13 protein-coding genes are annotated in these 17,190 nt (G+C 56.6%); 10 read left to right on the top strand and 3 right to left on the bottom strand.

All coding sequences use genetic code 11. The features are described 5' to 3' along the window. Positions 1 to 163 precede the first annotated feature (163 nt). From lsrR to BJP35_RS17135, 3 genes are all read left to right on the top strand, one after another. Positions 164 to 1,135: a transcriptional regulator LsrR gene (gene lsrR / locus BJP35_RS17145; RefSeq protein WP_020883581.1), complete on the top strand. Its 972-nt coding sequence runs from the start codon at positions 164 to 166 to the stop codon at positions 1,133 to 1,135. 33 nt (positions 1,136 to 1,168) lie between these two features. Next, positions 1,169 to 2,749, top strand: coding sequence for an autoinducer-2 kinase (lsrK, locus tag BJP35_RS17140; protein ID WP_047743717.1), 1,581 nt, complete (start codon positions 1,169 to 1,171; stop codon positions 2,747 to 2,749). A gap of 160 nt (positions 2,750 to 2,909) precedes the next feature. Next, positions 2,910 to 4,931 (top strand): NADPH-dependent 2,4-dienoyl-CoA reductase, encoded by a 2,022-nt coding sequence (locus BJP35_RS17135; RefSeq protein ID WP_086463441.1) that lies wholly within the window; start codon positions 2,910 to 2,912, stop codon positions 4,929 to 4,931. A gap of 61 nt (positions 4,932 to 4,992) precedes the next feature. On the opposite strand, the gene rlmG is transcribed toward BJP35_RS17135, so the two are convergent. Further along, entirely contained in the window at positions 4,993 to 6,129 is a 1,137-nt protein-coding gene (gene rlmG / locus BJP35_RS17130) for a 23S rRNA (guanine(1835)-N(2))-methyltransferase RlmG (RefSeq protein WP_014171718.1), read from the bottom strand. Between the two features lie 85 nt (positions 6,130 to 6,214). Here rlmG and BJP35_RS17125 point away from each other — a divergent pair, with 85 nt between their 5' ends. The 4 genes from BJP35_RS17125 to sstT all read left to right on the top strand — a co-directional run bounded on the left by BJP35_RS17125 (position 6,215) and on the right by sstT (position 10,496). After that, positions 6,215 to 6,718, top strand: a complete 504-nt coding sequence (locus BJP35_RS17125) for a YgjP-like metallopeptidase domain-containing protein (protein WP_025202954.1) — start codon at positions 6,215 to 6,217, stop codon at positions 6,716 to 6,718. A gap of 70 nt (positions 6,719 to 6,788) precedes the next feature. Beyond that, positions 6,789 to 7,787 (top strand): Gfo/Idh/MocA family protein, encoded by a 999-nt coding sequence (locus BJP35_RS17120; protein ID WP_047743721.1) that lies wholly within the window; start codon positions 6,789 to 6,791, stop codon positions 7,785 to 7,787. A 263-nt stretch (positions 7,788 to 8,050) separates the two neighbouring features. Next, entirely contained in the window at positions 8,051 to 9,019 is a 969-nt protein-coding gene (locus BJP35_RS17115) for a TerC family protein (protein ID WP_025202952.1), read from the top strand. A 235-nt stretch (positions 9,020 to 9,254) separates the two neighbouring features. Further along, positions 9,255 to 10,496, top strand: a complete 1,242-nt coding sequence (gene sstT / locus BJP35_RS17110) for a serine/threonine transporter SstT (protein WP_047355842.1) — start codon at positions 9,255 to 9,257, stop codon at positions 10,494 to 10,496. Positions 10,497 to 10,598: 102 nt separating this feature from the next. Here sstT and BJP35_RS17105 read toward each other — a convergent pair whose 3' ends face one another. Both BJP35_RS17105 and uxaC read right to left on the bottom strand, forming a co-directional pair. Further along, complete coding sequence (locus BJP35_RS17105; RefSeq protein WP_014171723.1) at positions 10,599 to 12,086, bottom strand: UxaA family hydrolase; 1,488 nt, start codon at positions 12,084 to 12,086, stop codon at positions 10,599 to 10,601. A 17-nt stretch (positions 12,087 to 12,103) separates the two neighbouring features. After that, positions 12,104 to 13,516 carry a glucuronate isomerase gene (uxaC, locus tag BJP35_RS17100; protein ID WP_047743724.1) on the bottom strand — a complete coding sequence of 471 codons (1,413 nt, stop codon included), beginning with the start codon at positions 13,514 to 13,516 and terminating at the stop codon, positions 12,104 to 12,106. Positions 13,517 to 13,989: 473 nt separating this feature from the next. On the opposite strand from uxaC, the gene BJP35_RS17095 reads away from it, so the two are divergent. From BJP35_RS17095 to yqjA, 3 genes are all read left to right on the top strand, one after another. After that, a complete protein-coding gene (locus tag BJP35_RS17095) occupies positions 13,990 to 15,288 on the top strand; it encodes an MFS transporter (RefSeq protein ID WP_014171725.1) in 1,299 nt (432 codons plus the stop codon). Positions 15,289 to 15,405: 117 nt separating this feature from the next. Further along, on the top strand, positions 15,406 to 16,182 hold the full coding sequence (gene exuR, locus BJP35_RS17090; protein WP_014171726.1) for a transcriptional regulator ExuR: 777 nt from the start codon (positions 15,406 to 15,408) through the stop codon (positions 16,180 to 16,182). Between the two features lie 344 nt (positions 16,183 to 16,526). Beyond that, positions 16,527 to 17,189, top strand: coding sequence for a DedA family general envelope maintenance protein YqjA (gene yqjA / locus BJP35_RS17085; RefSeq protein ID WP_047743727.1), 663 nt, complete (start codon positions 16,527 to 16,529; stop codon positions 17,187 to 17,189). Position 17,190 lies beyond the last annotated feature (1 nt).

Here is a 17,190-nt window from a genome sequence, read left to right as displayed (position 1 = left end):
GTAGACGGTGAACTATATTTAGAACCGTGCAGGGATCACAAATTTATCGATTAAGATCCACACAGACACAAATCAATCTAAAAGATCTGTTTTGTCGCGTGGTTCACACTTTCTTTCTGCGCGATCACGAACATATGATCTAAATTTTTATAAGAGTTCAATTATGAGCGATAAACGCACTGCGGAAGAAGGTCGTTTTGCCGGGCTGGCGCTGGCGGAAGAAGAGCTGGTTGCCCGCGTCGCCTGGTGCTACTACCACGACGGATTAACCCAGAACGACATCGGCGAGCGGCTCGGACTGCCGCGCCTGAAGATCTCGCGTCTGCTGGAGAAAGGACGCCAGTCCGGGGTGATCCGCGTGCAGATCAACTCCCGCTATGAGGGGTGTCTGGCGCTGGAAACCGAGCTGCAGCAACGCTTCGGGCTCAAGCTGGTTCGAGTGTTGCCGGCCCTGAATACCCCGCCCATGAATGTCCGGCTGGGCATTGGCGCGGCGCAATCGCTGATGGGCGTGCTGGAGCCCGGCCAGCTGCTGGCGGTGGGATTTGGTGAAACCACCATGAGCAGCCTGCAGCACTTAAGTGGTTTTATCAGCTCGCAGCAGATCCGCCTGGTGACGCTCTCCGGCGGCGTTGGGCCGTATATGACGGGCATCGGTCAGCTTGATGCCGCCTGCAGCGTCAGCATGATCCCCGCCCCGCTTCGCGTTTCCTCCGCCGAAGTGGCCGGGATCTTAAAACGCGAATCCAGCGTGCGGGACGTGATCCTCGCCGCCGCCGCGGCCGATGTGGCGGTGGTAGGCATTGGTTCAGTAAACCAGCGCCGGGACGCCACCATATTGCGCTCCGGCTATATCAGCGAAGGTGAACAGCTGATGTACGCCCGCAAAGGGGCGGTGGGTGATATCCTCGGCTATTTCCTGAACGCCGAAGGGGAATGCGTGCACGAGCTGGAGATCCACCGGGAATTACTGGGCGTCACGCTCGATGAACTGGCGCAGTTGCCCACCATCGTTGGCGTGGCCGGAGGTGAAGAGAAAGCCGATGCGATTTATGCCGCACTCAAAGGCCGCCGTATTAATGGCCTGGTGACGGAGGAGACGACAGCCCGCGCGGTGCTGGCTCTGGCGAGCTAAGAGCCTGTCCTGCGCCTGACACGAGGCATGCTCATGAGTTACCTTTTAGCGTTAGATGCAGGGACAGGCAGCGTTCGCGCCGTAATTTTCGATTTGCAGGGCAACCAGGTTGCCGTTGGCCAGGCCGAGTGGAAACACCTGAGCGTGGAGAATGTGCCGGGCTCGATGGAGTTTGATCTCGACATTAACTGGCGGCTCACCTGCCAGTGTATTCATCAGGCGCTGGAGCGCGCCCGCCTGAGCGCAGCGGATATCCAGTCCGTGGCCTGCTGCTCAATGCGCGAGGGGATCGTGCTGTATGACCGCAACGGCGACGCCATCTGGGCGTGCGCCAACGTCGATGCCCGCGCCAGCCGCGAGGTAGCCGAACTCAAAGAGATCCACGACTACCGTTTTGAATCCGAAGTGTATGACGTCTCCGGCCAGACCCTGGCCCTGAGCGCCATGCCGCGCCTGCTGTGGCTGGCGCACCATCGTCCGGACATCTATCGCAAAGCCGCCACGATCACCATGATAAGCGACTGGCTGGCGGCAAAACTGTCCGGCGAGCTGGCCGTTGACCCGTCCAATGCCGGGACTACCGGTATGCTGGATCTCTTCTCCCGCGACTGGCGTCCGGCGCTGCTCGACATGGCCGGGCTGCGTGCCGATATCCTCTCTCCGGTGAAGGAGACCGGTACCGTGCTCGGTACGATCACCAAAGATGCCGCACAGCAGAGCGGCCTGCGCGAAGGCACGCCGGTGGTGATGGGCGGTGGCGACGTGCAGCTTGGCTGTCTTGGGTTAGGCGTCGTGCGGGCCGGGCAAACGGCCGTGCTGGGCGGTACCTTCTGGCAGCAGGTGGTCAACCTGCCGCAGGTACGCACCGACCCGGAGATGAACATCCGCGTGAATCCGCATGTGATCCCCGGCATGGCGCAGGCGGAGTCGATCAGCTTCTTTACCGGCCTGACCATGCGCTGGTTCCGTGACGCCTTCTGCGCGGAAGAGAAACTCATCGCGGAGCGGATGGGAATGGACACTTACTCCCTGCTTGAGGAGATGGCCAGCCGCGTGCCTGCCGGTTCACACGGTGTTATGCCGATCTTCTCAGATGCTATGCACTTCAAGCAGTGGTATCACGCCGCGCCGTCGTTTATTAACCTCTCCATCGACCCGGAAAAATGCAACAAAGCCACGCTGTTCCGTGCGCTGGAAGAGAACGCGGCGATTGTCTCGGCGTGTAACCTGACGCAGATCTCACGGTTCTCAGGGGTAACGTTCGACGGTCTGGTGTTTGCAGGCGGTGGCTCGAAAGGTGCGTTGTGGAGCCAGATTTTAAGCGACGTGACCGGTCTGCCGGTGCGCGTCCCGCAAGTGAAAGAGGCGACAGCGCTGGGCTGTGCGATTGCTGCCGGAACGGGAGCCGGGCTGTTTTCGGATATGGCGGCGACAGGCGAACGGCTGGTGAAATGGAGCCGCGAGTTCACGCCGAACCCGGCGCACCGGGAGCTGTATGACGGTATGATGCAGAAGTGGCAGGCCGTTTATGCCGACCAGCTTGGGCTGGTGGACAGCGGACTGACGACATCGATGTGGCAGGCACCGGGCTTAGTACGTGCCCCCTCTCCCTGAGAGCTATAACGCCCCCTCTCCCTCAGGGAGAGGGCATCAGGCCACACCAATATTTGAATCCCATCACAATCGCCGCATTCCCCTTTTCCCTTTTACTCATCGCTGGCTAAATTAGTAACTCATCCGACCACATAACAATAATTTTACACTGGAAGAGACTATGAGCCACTACCCGTCGTTATTTGCCCCCCTCGATCTGGGGTTCACCACCCTTAAAAACCGCGTGCTGATGGGCTCAATGCATACCGGGCTTGAAGAACATCCGGACGGGGCCGAACGTCTGGCGGCCTTCTATGCCGAGCGCGCACGTCACGGGGTGGCGCTGATTGTTACCGGCGGGGGGGCCCCTGCGCCTTCTGGCGTGGGGATGGAAGGCGGTGCGGTGCTGAACGACGCCAGCCAGCTGCCGCATCATCGCGTGGTCACTGACGCCGTTCACCGGGAGGGCGGGAAAATTGCCCTGCAGATCCTGCACACCGGGCGTTACAGCTATCAACCGAATCTGGTCGCACCATCGGCCATTCAGGCCCCGATTAACCGCTTTACGCCCCATGCCCTCAGCCACGATGAGATCCTGACGCTGATTGACGACTTCGCCCGCTGTGCGGCACTGGCGCGTGAAGCGGGCTATGACGGTGTTGAGGTGATGGGCTCGGAAGGCTACCTGATCAACGAATTCCTCGCGGCCCGCACAAACCAGCGCGACGATGAGTGGGGTGGCGACTACGCGCGCCGTATGCGCTTTGCAGTGGAAGTGGTGCGCGCCGTGCGTGAACGTGCCGGGGCGGATTTTATTATTATCTACCGCCTGTCGATGCTCGACCTGGTGGAAGGCGGCGGGACGTTCGACGAAACCGTACAGCTGGCGCAGGCTATTGAAGCGGCCGGCGCGACCATCATCAATACCGGCATCGGCTGGCACGAGGCGCGTATTCCGACCATCGCCACGCCGGTGCCACGCGCGGCGTTCAGCTGGGTCACGCGCAAGCTGAAAGGGAAAGTGTCTGTCCCGCTGGTGACCACTAACCGCATTAACGACCCGCAGGTGGCGGAAAATGTGATCGCCGCCGGGGATGCCGACATGGTCTCCATGGCACGTCCGTTCCTTGCGGATGCCGAACTGCTTTCCAAAGCGCAGAGCGGGCGTGCAGATGAGATTAACACCTGTATCGGCTGTAATCAGGCCTGTCTGGATCAGATTTTTGTTGGCAAGGTCACTTCGTGTCTGGTCAACCCCCGCGCCTGCCACGAAACCAAAATGCCGATTTTCCCGGCGGTGAATAAAAAACGCCTGGCCGTGGTCGGTGCCGGCCCGGCGGGTCTGGCGTTTGCGGTGAATGCCGCCTCGCGCGGCCACAGCGTGACGTTGTTCGATGCCACCGCTGAGATTGGCGGGCAGTTCAATATCGCCAAACAGATCCCGGGCAAAGAAGAATTTTACGAAACCCTGCGCTATTACCGCCGAATGATCGACCTGACGGGCGTGGATCTGCGCCTCAACCAGTTTGTAAACCCGGCGGATGTAATGGAGTACGATGAGGTGATCCTGGCAAGCGGGATCGCACCACGCAGGCCTGCGATCGAGGGCATCGATCATCCGAAAGTCCTGAGCTATCTGGACGTTTTGCGTGACAAAGCGCTGGTGGGGGCAAAAGTGGCGATCATCGGCTGCGGCGGGATCGGGTTCGATACCGCGATGTACTTAAGTCAGCCCGGCGAACCCACCAGCCAGAACATTGCCGACTTCTGCGTGGAATGGGGTATCGACACCAGCCTTAACCAGTCCGGCGGCTTGCGGCCGGAAGGACCACAGCTGCCGAAAAGCCCGCGTCAGATCGTCATGCTGCAGCGTAAAGCCAGCAAACCCGGTGAAGGACTGGGCAAAACCACGGGCTGGATCCATCGCGCAACCCTGCTCTCTCGCGGGGTGAAGATGATACCGTCGGTGAGCTATCAGAAGATCGATGACGCGGGGCTGCACGTGCTGATCGGCGGTGAGCCGCAGCTGCTGCAGGTGGATCATGTGATTTTGTGTGCGGGTCAGGAGCCGAAGCGCGATCTGGTGGATCCGCTGCGTGAGGCGGGAAAAACAGTGCACCTGATCGGCGGATGCGACGTGGCGATGGAGCTGGATGCGCGACGCGCCATTGCGCAGGGCACAACGCTGGCATTGAGTCTCTGAGTGACGCAACGCTCACCGGGCCTGCACGCGAGGCAGGCCGGTGTAAACTCAGCGCCCCGCGTTAGCGGCGGCGACCCAGCTTGACGGATTTCAGCACCACGAACTTGTTGTTGGTGGCAACCGTGGTGCAGTTACCGAAGATCTTCTTCAGCTTGTGGAAGTAGTCCAGGTGACGGTTCGCCACGATATACAGCTCGCCGTTAATTTTCAGGCAGCGGCGTGCATGGTGGAACATCTCCCAGGCGACGTTATCCGTCAGGGCGTGTTTCTGGTGGAACGGGGGATTACAGAACACGGCATTAAAGCGGAACGGCTCAACGCCCGACAGCGCGTTGTTAATCATAAACTCGCAGCGATCCAGCGCGTCCGGCATGTTGGTTTCAACGTTCAGACGACTGGAGGCCACCGCCATCGGCGACTCATCACTAAATACAACGCTCGCGTCAGGGTTCTTCGCCAGCAGCGTCAGGCCAATCACACCGTTACCACAGCCCAGATCGACGATTTCGCCTTCCAGGTTATCCGGCAGATTTTCAATAAAGAAACGCGCCCCGATATCAAGGCCGGTGCGGGAGAAGACGTTCGCGTGGTTGTGGATTGTCCAGTCAGTGCCTTCCAGCGTCCAGCTCAGGGTTTCTGGCGCGTCGGCCAGTTCGGGGGCACTGAAAGTACAGTTAATGAGGCGCGCTTTTTTCCAGGCCAGCGTCGTGGTGGTTGGGCCGAGCACTTTCTCGAACAGTTCCAGCGTTGAGGTATGGATATCACGCGCCTTGGCCCCCGCGATAATACGCGTTTGAGGGGTAACGACGTTGCGCAGTGCGCGCAATTGTTGTTCCAGCAGCGCCATTGTTTTCGGCACTTTGATCAGCACCACGCCCGGCGCCTGCGGGTAGTCCGCGGTGCTGTCGAGGAACTTAACGCTGGATTCGTCGATGTCGTTGTGGCGCAGGTTTTCCCGCGTCGCCAGCTCGCTCAAGTAGGAATCACCGATGCTGTAAGGCGTGTGTTCTGCCAGAGCACAGCCCAGCGCGCCAAACGCGTCATTCAGGATCAAAACCGGGCCGCTGATTTCAGTGTCATCCAACTGTTGCAGCAGATATTCATCCGCCGCTTCCCACGCCTGAAGCGGGTTAACGTCGTCCGTTTCCGGGAAACGTTTTAGGTTGAGTGAACGGAAACCGTTGTCTAAGTGGCTCATCGGCCCTCCTGAATGGTAAAATTTCGGCGTTATCCCTGAAAAGGGTGCGTGAGTATACCCGTTTTATTGTCAAATTGGGGCGTTGATGAACCAACTAACTTATCTCCAGGGCTACCCGGAGAACTTACTTTCTCAGGTTCGCAGCTTAATTGCCGAGCAAAAGCTGGGCGCGGTGCTGGAAAAACGCTATCCGGGGACGCATGACTTCGCGACCGATAAGGCGCTCTGGCAGTATACCCAGGATCTGAAAAACACCTATCTGAAGAGCGCGCCACCCATCAATAAGGTGATGTACGACAACAAGATCCATGTGCTGAAAAACGCGCTCGGCCTGCACACTGCCGTTTCCCGTGTTCAGGGCGGCAAGCTCAAAGCGAAAGCGGAGATCCGCGTTGCCACCGTGTTTCGTCACGCGCCGGAAGCGTTCTTGCGGATGATCGTGGTGCATGAGCTGGCACACCTGAAGGAAAAAGAGCACGACAAGGCCTTCTACTCCCTGTGCTGCCATATGGAGCCGCAGTACCACCAGCTGGAGTTCGATACCCGTTTATGGCTTACGCATTTATCGTTAAAGAGTAATGCGCAGTAGCGCACTGGTTTTGCAATAATCACGTGCTACAGTGGCTAAAGGTTCCCTGCTACGGAGTACGTAAACGTTTATGATACGTTTCGCAGTTATTGGCACGAACTGGATCACCCGCCAGTTCGTCGACGCCGCCCATGAAACCGGCAAATTTAAGCTCACCGCAGTCTATTCCCGCAGCCTGGAGCAGGCGCAGAGTTTCGCGAACGACTATCTGGTTGAACATCTGTTCACGTCGCTCGATGAGATGGCGCAAAGTGACGCCATTGACGCGGTCTACATCGCCAGCCCAAACTCCCTGCACTTTGCGCAAACGTCGCTGTTTCTTAGCCATAAAAAACATGTGATTTGCGAGAAGCCGCTGGCCTCGAACATTCAGGAAGTGGAAGCCGCGATTCAGCTTGCCCGCGACAATCAGGTGGTGCTGTTCGAAGCGTTCAAAACCGCCAGCCTGCCAAACTTCCTGCTGTTACAGCAGTCTCTGCCGAAGATTGGCAAAGTGCGTAAAGCGTTTATTAATTACTGCCAGTACTCGTCGCGCTATCAGCGTTATCTGGACGGTGAAAACCCGAACACCTTTAACCCGGCCTTCTCTAACGGCTCGATTATGGACATCGGTTTTTACTGTCTGGCCTCTGCCGTGGCGCTGTGGGGCGAGCCGCACAGCGTCACCGCCACGGCCAGCCTGCTGGAAAGCGGTGTGGATGCGCACGGCATCGTGGTGCTGGATTACGGTGATTTCAGCGTTACGCTGCAGCACTCTAAGGTGAGCGATTCCGTTCTGCCCAGCGAAATTCAGGGCGAAGCGGGCTCACTGGTTATCGAGAAGATTTCCGAGTGTCAGAAGCTGAGCATTGTCCCACGCGGCGGCAAAGCGCAGGAGCTGACGCAGCCTCAGCATATTAACACTATGCTCTATGAGGCAGAGGTCTTCGCCCGTCTGGTGGAAGACAACGAAGTGAATCACCCTGGGCTGGCGGTCAGCCGCACCACGGCGAAACTGCAAACCGAGATCCGCCGTCAAACCGGCGTGGTCTTCCCTGCAGATGGCGTGGGCGCAGAAGCTATCGCGTAAAGCTGTGTAATGAAACGGTGCAGACCATTGACGAAATCACTGGTCTGACATATTTTGTTACCTGCAAAGGGGAGTAACTTCCTTGCCGGTGGATCGTCATTACGATGCGTGCAAAACCGCATCCGGTCGCCGGGCAATCAAAAAGCCCGTCTTTTTGGTTGTAAGTGAGACCTTGCCGGAAGGCGAGGTCTATGCATAAAAAGCTAACGGCTATCGTCTTCTGACCATGGCCGTTTTTGTTTTTTATGTGTAAGGAAAATAGTATGCATTCTGTCGGCACTCCCATGTTGTGGGGCGGATTCGCGGTTGTCGTGCTCATCATGCTGGCGATCGACCTCTTTTTGCAGGGGCGTCGCGGCGCACATGGCATGACGATGAAACAGGCTGCGGCCTGGTCACTGGTGTGGGTTACCCTCTCCCTGCTCTTCTGTGCTGCCTTCTGGTGGTACCTGGCCTCAACGGAAGGCCGCGCGGTTGCCGATCCTCAGGCGCTCGCGTTCCTCACCGGCTATCTGATTGAAAAAGCCCTGGCGGTCGATAACGTCTTCGTCTGGCTGATGCTGTTCAGCTACTTTGCCGTGCCTGCGGCCCTGCAGCGTCGCGTGCTGGTGTACGGCGTGCTGGGTGCGATTATCCTGCGTACGATTATGATCTTCGCCGGAAGCTGGCTGATTACGCAGTTCGAATGGCTGCTGTATGTCTTTGGCGCATTCCTGCTGTTCACCGGGATCAAAATGGCCCTGGCAAAAGAAGATGGCTCCGCCATTGGCGACCGTCCGCTGGTGAAGTGGATCCGTGGTCATCTGCGCATGACCGACAAGATCGAGAGCGAGCACTTCTTCGTGCGTAAGAATGGCCTGCTTTTTGCCACGCCGCTGCTGCTGGTGCTGATTCTGGTTGAGCTGAGCGATGTGATTTTCGCGGTAGACAGCATTCCGGCTATCTTCGCGGTCACCACTGACCCGTTCATTGTGCTGACATCTAACCTGTTCGCCATCCTCGGTCTGCGTGCCATGTACTTCCTGCTGGCAGGCGCGGCTGAGCGCTTCTCAATGCTGAAATATGGTCTGTCGGTGATCCTGGTGTTTATCGGTATCAAGATGCTGATTGTCGATTTCTACCACATCCCTATCGCTATCTCGCTCGGTGTGGTGTTTGGCATTCTGATCGTGACGTTGCTTATCAATACCTGGGTTAATCGTCAGCACGATAAGAAGCAACAGGTGGAGTAATTACGGTCCTTCCTGCTGCCTTTACGCTGGCCCTCTTCCCCCCAGGGAGAGGGCCAGCACACTTTTGTAAATGAATAGTTAAAAACTATGACGCAACACGTAAAATGCAGCATTTTACGCTTCCCTCCGCATCCGGTTTCCCTATACTCAACCAGGCAAACATTTTCTTACATCCGGACATAAATGTGACTTAGAGCACATAAAGGATGGAACGCAATTTCACTTAGGAATTTTTATGAGCACACAATCAACTGGTCTCTTTGCGCGCCTGGCGCAAGGCAGTCTCGTTAAACAAATTCTGGTAGGGCTGGTACTGGGGATTCTGCTGGCAATGGTGTCAAAACCGGCTGCGGAAGCGACGGGGCTGCTTGGCACCCTTTTCGTTGGCGCACTGAAAGCTGTCGCACCGGTGCTGGTGCTGATGCTGGTCATGGCGTCAATTGCCAATCATCAACACGGACAAAAAACCAACATTCGCCCTATCTTGTTCCTGTATCTGCTGGGCACCTTCTCTGCAGCCTTAACAGCCGTAGTTTTCAGCTTCCTGTTCCCGTCCTCGCTGCACCTGACCAGCGCTGCGGGTGATATCACCCCGCCATCCGGTATTGTGGAAGTGCTGCGCGGCCTGCTGATGAGCATGGTCTCTAACCCGATTACGGCACTGATGAACGCTAACTACATCGGCATCCTGGTCTGGGCGATCGGTCTTGGTTTTGCCCTGCGTCACGGCAACGAAACAACGAAAAACCTGGTCAACGACGTGTCGAACGCCGTGACCTTTATGGTCAAAATTGTGATTCGCTTTGCGCCAATCGGCATCTTCGGTCTGGTCTCTTCCACACTGGCGACCACCGGCTTTGGCGCACTGCTGGGCTATGCGCAGTTGCTGGTGGTACTGATTGGTTGCATGCTGCTGGTTGCGCTGGTGATTAACCCGCTGCTGGTGTTCTGGCAGATCCGCCGTAACCCGTATCCGCTGGTGTTAACCTGCCTGCGCGAGAGCGGTGTGTATGCATTCTTCACCCGCAGCTCTGCGGCAAACATTCCGGTTAACATGGCGCTGGCGGAGAAGCTGAATCTGGATCGCGACACCTACTCGGTTTCCATCCCGCTGGGTGCGACCGTGAATATGGCGGGTGCGGCAATTACCATTACCGTGCTGACGCTGGCGGCTGTGCATACGCTGGGCATTCCGGTCGATCTGCCCACGGCGCTGTTGTTGAGCGTGGTGGCGTCGCTGTGTGCGTGTGGTGCATCGGGTGTGGCGGGTGGTTCGCTGCTGCTGATCCCACTGGCGTGCAATATGTTCGGTATCCCGAATGAGATTGCCATGCAGGTAGTGGCCGTCGGCTTTATCATCGGTGTATTGCAGGACTCCTGCGAAACCGCGCTGAACTCCTCAACGGACGTGCTGTTCACCGCAGCGGCATGCCAGGCGGAAGACGCGCGTTTAGCGAAAAACGCGTTACGCGGGTAAACAAAAGCCCGGTGACAAAACGTAAAGCAAAACGGCAACCGAAGGTTGCCGTTTTAGTATTTGACCCTCTCCACAGGGGTGAGGGCATCAACCGCACTACACTTACAGCGTCACGCCACTCTTGAAGATCGCCAGTTCGCGGAAGTCATTCTTCTCGTTACAGGTCTGTCTGCCGTTGGCAAACTCCACAATGGTATCCACGAATTCCGTCAGCAACTGCGGCATCCCTTTACCGTGGATCAACTGGCCTGCATCAAAGTCGATCCAGTGTTTTTTCTTCGCTGCCAGCTCGCTGTTGGTCGCGATTTTGACCGTCGGCACAAAGCCACCGTACGGTGTCCCGCGCCCGGTGCTGAACAGCACCATGTGACAGCCGGCGCCGGCCAGCGCGCTGGTCGCAACCGCATCGTTACCCGGTGCGCTGAGCAAATTCAGACCGTGCGTTTTAAGACGTTCACCGTAGCGCAGGACATCAACCACCGGGCTGGCGCCCGCTTTTTGCGTGCAACCGAGAGACTTCTCTTCAAGCGTGGTGATCCCGCCCGCTTTGTTACCCGGAGACGGGTTTTCATAAATCGGCTGGTTGTGGGCGATAAAGTACTGTTTGAAGTCGTTCACCATCGTGACGGTCTTCTCAAACGTCTCTTCGTCGCGACAGTGGCTCATCAGAATACGTTCAGCGCCGAACATTTCCGGCACTTCTGTCAGCACCGTCGTACCGCCGTTGGCGATCACATAATCTGAGAAGCGGCCCAGCATCGGGTTCGCGGTGATCCCGGACAGGCCATCAGACCCGCCGCACTCCAGGCCAAACTTCAGCTCACTCAGCTTGCCCGGCTCACGCCTGTCGTGACGCATCACCTCATACAGCTGGTGAAGGTGCTCAATGCCCGCTTCCACTTCATCATCCTGGTGCTGACACACCATAAAGTGCACGCGCTCGGGGTCAAACTCACCCAGCGTGTCGCGAAACGCATCCACCTGATTGTTCTCGCAGCCCAGGCCAATCACCAGCACCGCGCCCGCGTTCGGGTGGCGGACCATGTTTTGCAGCATGGTGCGGGTGTTGATGTGGTCGTCGCCAAGCTGAGAACAGCCGTAGGTGTGGCTGAACAGGTGCACACCGTCCGTACCTTCGGCGTCGTGGGTCTCTTTCAGGAAACGCGTCTGGATTTGACGCGCGATCCCATTCACGCAGCCGACGGTGGGAAGGATCCACAGCTCGTTGCGGATCCCCACCTCACCGTTCGCCCGGCGGTAGATCTGTACCTCGCGATCCGCCGCCTGCGCTTCTTCCGCCGCTAAATCAGGTTGATAGCTGTACTCGTCCAGATCGCTCAGATTGGTGCGGGTGTTGTGGGAATGAATATGCTCACCCGGCGCAATATCCGCCAGCGCATGACCAATCGGGAGACCGTATTTAACAACGTTGTCTCCTTGGGCGATCGGCTTCACGGCAAACTTATGCCCGCGAGTCACCGCCTGACGCAGGGTTACCGTCTGGTTATCAACGGTGACAACTTCACCTTCGGCCAGATCCGCCAGCGCGACGGCAACGTTATCCAGCGAATGGATTTTGATGTATTGCATATCAACCTCAAACGGCCTTAGTTCAGTTCAATGGCGAAGTAGTCGCGCGCATTGTTAAAGCAGATGTTTCTCACCATTTCGCCCAGCAGCTGAATATCGGCAGGGGCCTCACCCGCGGTTACCCAGCGGCCAATCATCTGGCACAGAATGCGGCGGAAATATTCGTGGCGCGTGTAAGAAAGGAAGCTACGGCTGTCGGTCAGCATGCCCACAAAGCGGCTTAACAGACCCAGCTGCGCCAGCTGCATCATTTGACGCTCCATCCCGTCTTTCTGGTCATTGAACCACCAGCCGGAACCGAACTGCATCTTGCCTGGCATACCTTCACCCTGGAAGTTACCGATCATGGTACCCAGCACTTCGTTATCGCGCGGGTTCAGGCAGTAGAGGATGGTTTTTGGCAGCAGATTTTGCTCGTTCTGTTTGCTCAGCAGCTTAGAGAGCTCTTCCGCAAGCGGGCGATCGTTGATGGAGTCGAAGCCCACGTCCGCGCCCAGCAGTTTAAACTGACGCTGGTTGTTATTGCGCAGGGCACCAATGTGGTATTGCTGCACCCAACCGCGACGAGCATATTCCGCACCGAGGAAGACCAGCACCGCCGTTTTGAACTGTGCCACTTCGTGCTCGCTCAGGGATTCACCGGACAGGCGACGTGCCAGAATGCTATCAAGTTCGGCTTCGTTCGATTCCGCAAACATCACCACATCCAGCGCGTGGTCAGAGACTTTACAGCCGTGTGCCGCGAAGTGGTCCAGACGTTTGGTCAGCGCGCTCTGCAGGTCTGCAAAACGACGAATGTCGGTGTCAGACACTTCCGCGAGCTTCGCCATGTAATCATTGAACGTCGCCTGTTCGATATTAAAGGCTTTATCCGGACGCCAGCTTGGCAGCACTTTAATATCAAACGAGGTATCGCGGGCGACCACCGCGTGATGTTCCAGGGAGTCAATCGGATCGTCAGTGGTCCCCACCATCTTCACGTTCATCTGCTTCATGATGCCGCGGGCGGAGAAGGTATCCTGCGCCAGTAATTCATTGCATCGATCCCAGATTTCATCGGCGGTAGCCGGGGAGAGCAGCTTTCCGGTGATGCCGAACGGACGGCGCAGCTCAAGGTGCGTCCAGTGATATAACGGGTTGCCGATGGTGTGCGGAACGGTCGCCGCCCAGGCGTCAAACTTCTCGCGGTCGCTTGCATCACCGGTACACAGGCGCTCCGCCACGCCGTTGGTGCGCATCGCACGCCATTTGTAGTGGTCACCTTTCAGCCAGATGTCATACAGGTTTTTGAAACGGTAATTTTCGGCAACCTGCTGCGGCGGTAAATGGCAGTGGTAGTCGAAAATTGGCTGGTCTTTGGCGTAGTCGTGGTACAGGCGGCGAGCAAATTCGGTATCTAACAGAAAATCTTCGGTCATAAACGGTGTCATTATCGTCTTCCTCGTAACGAGAGCGTCAGAAAGCTTATGCTCAGATGCTGCAAAGTTATCACACCAATTTCCAGAGACAGAACATTTTTTCGTGAGTTAGATCAATAAACGCAGACAAATTAATTACCTCAAATGAGGTAAACCCTTCGCCAGGCCGCGCCAGAACTGGCTTTATCCGTAACACATAATGTCCCTACAAATAATCATGCATTTGTGATGTCACTCACCTTTTAAAGTTGTATGACAAGTTATCTTTTCGCCGTCGCAAACACTAAGCCGACGGAATGCATTCCCGGTGTGAAAACATCGGTTTTAACGGTACGGATACCGACTTATGCACGCTTACTTATGGCAAGGTTCGGGCCGTTCCGGGACATCTCCCGGTTAAGCCCCTCCCGTTACACAACCGCTCCCGGACACGGTCGAGAGGTTGCCGTGCAAGGCACGGAATTAACATAACGATGAGGTTTTAGATGCGTAAAATTAAAGGGTTACGTTGGTATATGATCGCACTGGTGACGTTAGGCACCGTGCTGGGCTACCTGACACGTAACACCGTGGCAGCCGCAGCCCCGACGTTGATGGAAGAGCTGCATATCTCCACTCAGCAATATTCCTACATCATTGCTGCTTATTCCGCGGCTTACACCATCATGCAGCCTGTCGCAGGCTATGTTCTGGATATTCTCGGGACCAAAATCGGCTACGCCTTCTTCGCCATCGCCTGGGCTATTTTCTGCGGCGCCACGGCGCTGGCGGGCAGCTGGGGCGGTCTGGCGCTGGCACGTGGTGCGGTAGGTGCGGCGGAAGCGGCAATGATCCCGGCCGGGCTGAAAGCCAGCTCTGAGTGGTTCCCGGCGAAAGAGCGTTCTATTGCCGTCGGCTATTTCAACGTCGGTTCTTCCATCGGTGCGATGATTGCACCACCGCTGGTGGTGTGGGCTATCGTGATGCACAGCTGGCAGATGGCGTTCATTATCTCTGGTGTACTGAGCTTTGCGTGGGCCATGGCGTGGCTGATTTTCTATAAACACCCGCGCGATCAGAAAAAACTGTCTGAAGACGAACGCGAATACATCATTGGGGGTCAGGAAGCTCAGCATCAGACCAACAACGGCAAAAAAATGACGGTCTGGCAGATTCTGGGTACCCGTCAGTTCTGGGGTATCGCCCTGCCGCGCTTCCTCGCCGAACCCGCCTGGGGGACCTTCAACGCCTGGATCCCGCTGTTCATGTTTAAGGTCTACGGCTTTAACCTGAAAGAGATTGCGATGTTCGCGTGGATGCCAATGCTGTTTGCCGATCTGGGCTGTATCGTGGGCGGTTATCTGCCACCGCTGTTCCAGCGCTGGTTTGGCGTGAACCTGATCGTTTCCCGTAAAATGGTCGTGACGATGGGCGCAGTGCTGATGATTGGCCCGGGCATGATCGGCCTTTTCACCAGCCCGTATGTGGCAATCGCCCTGCTGTGCGTCGGTGGTTTTGCTCACCAGTCACTGTCCGGCGCGCTGATTACACTCTCTTCTGACGTCTTCGGGCGTAACGAAGTGGCTACCGCTAACGGCCTGACCGGTATGGCTGCCTGGACGGCGAGCACCCTGTTTGCTCTGGTGGTCGGTGCGCTGGCGGACACCATCGGCTTCAGCCCGCTGTTTGCCGTACTGGCTATCTTCGACCTGATGGGTGCAGTGGTTATCTGGACGGTGCTGAAAAGTAAGTCGGCAGAAGAGGTGCTAAAAGAGTCCCTGGGGGGACCGGCAACGCAAAGTTAGCGCCCCTCCTGATGTCACAGAAGCCGCCTCCGGGCGGCTTTTTTCATGGCAAAATCTGGAGACTGGCACGCAAAAGTGGTATAACAAATAATCCGCCGTACCCTGCCTGGAGCGCATATGGAAATCACCGAACCACGTCGTTTATATCAACAACTTGCTGCCGAGCTGAAAGATCGCATCGAGCAAGGTGTCTACCTTGTCGGTGATAAACTCCCCGCTGAGCGCTTTATCGCTGATGAAAAAAGCGTAAGCCGCACCGTGGTGCGTGAAGCGATTATCATGCTGGAAGTGGAAGGCTACGTTGAAGTTCGCAAAGGCTCCGGCATTCACGTGATTTCTAATCAGCCGAAACACTCCCCGGTCGCCGACGAAAGTCTCGAATTCGCCAGCTACGGTCCGTTTGAACTGCTCCAGGCGCGCCAGCTTATCGAAAGCAATATTGCGGAATTTGCAGCGACCCAGGTGACCAAGCAGGACATCATGAAGCTGATGGAAATCCAGGAAAACGCGCGCAAGGAAAAATGTTTCCGTGATTCAGAGTGGGATCTGCAGTTCCACGTTCAGGTCGCGCTGGCAACGCAAAACACGGCGCTGGCGGCAATCGTGGAAAAAATGTGGACTCAGCGCGTTCACAACCCGTACTGGAAAAAACTGCACGATCACATCGATTCCCGCACCGTGGATAACTGGTGCGACGATCACGATCAGATCCTTAAAGCGCTGATTCGCAAAGATCCCCATGCGGCAAAACTGGCCATGTGGCAGCACCTGGAAAACACCAAGCAGATGCTGTTCAATGAAACCAGCGATGACTTCGAATTTAACGCTGACCGCTATCTTTTTGCCGATAATCCTGTCGTTCATCTCGATACGGCAGCCAGTGCGGCAAAATAGTTTACCTTTTCGCTGGCAGGCGCTTCGCTGCGCCTTCTGGCAGAGGTGGGTAAGCAAAACATATATAGTGTCAGCCTTTGTAAATCCCCTCGCTCCCCTCCATGGCTTACGCCAAAATCATCTCACCCCTGCAAATTCTGTGACGCAGAACCTTGGGCTTTGTTACAATTGGATTCAATTCGTTATTTTGTAAGTTAGTGCTTGCTAACCAGCCAATTAACAGGGAACAGTGTTGGCCACACCTCAATGTGTCCGCGAGCGACCATAATGAAATCACAACAATGTCGCCGTGCTGTTTGTCCCGGATAACAGGCGTGACGTTAACCGATTTCCAGGAACACTGAATGGAACTTTTGACCCAACTACTGCATGCCCTCTGGGCGCAGGATTTTGAAACGCTGGCCAACCCTTCCATGATTGGCATGCTCTACTTCGTCTTATTTATGATTCTGTTCCTTGAGAACGGTTTACTGCCTGCCGCCTTTTTACCTGGCGACAGCTTACTGGTGCTCGTCGGCGTGCTGTGTGCCAAAGGGGCAATGGCCTTTCCGCAAACCATTTTATTACTGACCATCGCCGCCAGCCTTGGCTGCTGGGTGAGCTATATCCAGGGACGATGGCTGGGCAATACGCGTCTGGTGCAGAACTGGCTCTCCCACCTTCCTGCGCATTATCACCAGCGGGCGCACCATCTTTTCCATAAGCACGGGCTTTCCGCGCTCCTGATTGGCCGTTTCATCGCCTTTGTACGCACCCTGCTGCCTACCATTGCGGGTCTTTCCGGATTAAGCAGCACCCGCTTCCAGTTCTTCAACTGGATGAGCGGCCTGCTGTGGGTTCTGATCCTGACCACGCTGGGCTATGCGCTGGGCAAAACGCCGGTCTTCATGAAATATGAAGATCAGCTCATGTCCTGCCTGATGCTGTTACCGGTGGTTCTGCTGGTCTTTGGTCTGGTCGGTTCGCTGGTGGTGCTGTGGAAGAAGAAATACGGGACCAGAGGTTAAC

The organism is Enterobacter sp. J49 (assembly GCF_002148625.1).
GTDB lineage: Bacteria > Pseudomonadota > Gammaproteobacteria > Enterobacterales > Enterobacteriaceae > Enterobacter > Enterobacter ludwigii.
This window is presented reverse-complemented; position numbering and strand designations above follow the sequence as displayed.

Coding starts and splice junctions, on each gene's coding strand:
- BJP35_RS17120 (WP_047743721.1), top strand. CDS start 6,789: ATGATACGTTTCGCAGTTATTGGCACGAACTGGATCACCCGCCAGTTC.
- BJP35_RS17115 (WP_025202952.1), top strand. CDS start 8,051: ATGCATTCTGTCGGCACTCCCATGTTGTGGGGCGGATTCGCGGTTGTC.
- yqjA (WP_047743727.1), top strand. CDS start 16,527: ATGGAACTTTTGACCCAACTACTGCATGCCCTCTGGGCGCAGGATTTT.
- uxaC (WP_047743724.1), bottom strand. CDS start 13,516: ATGACACCGTTTATGACCGAAGATTTTCTGTTAGATACCGAATTTGCT.
- exuR (WP_014171726.1), top strand. CDS start 15,406: ATGGAAATCACCGAACCACGTCGTTTATATCAACAACTTGCTGCCGAG.
- BJP35_RS17105 (WP_014171723.1), bottom strand. CDS start 12,086: ATGCAATACATCAAAATCCATTCGCTGGATAACGTTGCCGTCGCGCTG.
- rlmG (WP_014171718.1), bottom strand. CDS start 6,129: ATGAGCCACTTAGACAACGGTTTCCGTTCACTCAACCTAAAACGTTTC.
- BJP35_RS17095 (WP_014171725.1), top strand. CDS start 13,990: ATGCGTAAAATTAAAGGGTTACGTTGGTATATGATCGCACTGGTGACG.
- lsrR (WP_020883581.1), top strand. CDS start 164: ATGAGCGATAAACGCACTGCGGAAGAAGGTCGTTTTGCCGGGCTGGCG.
- lsrK (WP_047743717.1), top strand. CDS start 1,169: ATGAGTTACCTTTTAGCGTTAGATGCAGGGACAGGCAGCGTTCGCGCC.
- BJP35_RS17125 (WP_025202954.1), top strand. CDS start 6,215: ATGAACCAACTAACTTATCTCCAGGGCTACCCGGAGAACTTACTTTCT.
- BJP35_RS17135 (WP_086463441.1), top strand. CDS start 2,910: ATGAGCCACTACCCGTCGTTATTTGCCCCCCTCGATCTGGGGTTCACC.
- sstT (WP_047355842.1), top strand. CDS start 9,255: ATGAGCACACAATCAACTGGTCTCTTTGCGCGCCTGGCGCAAGGCAGT.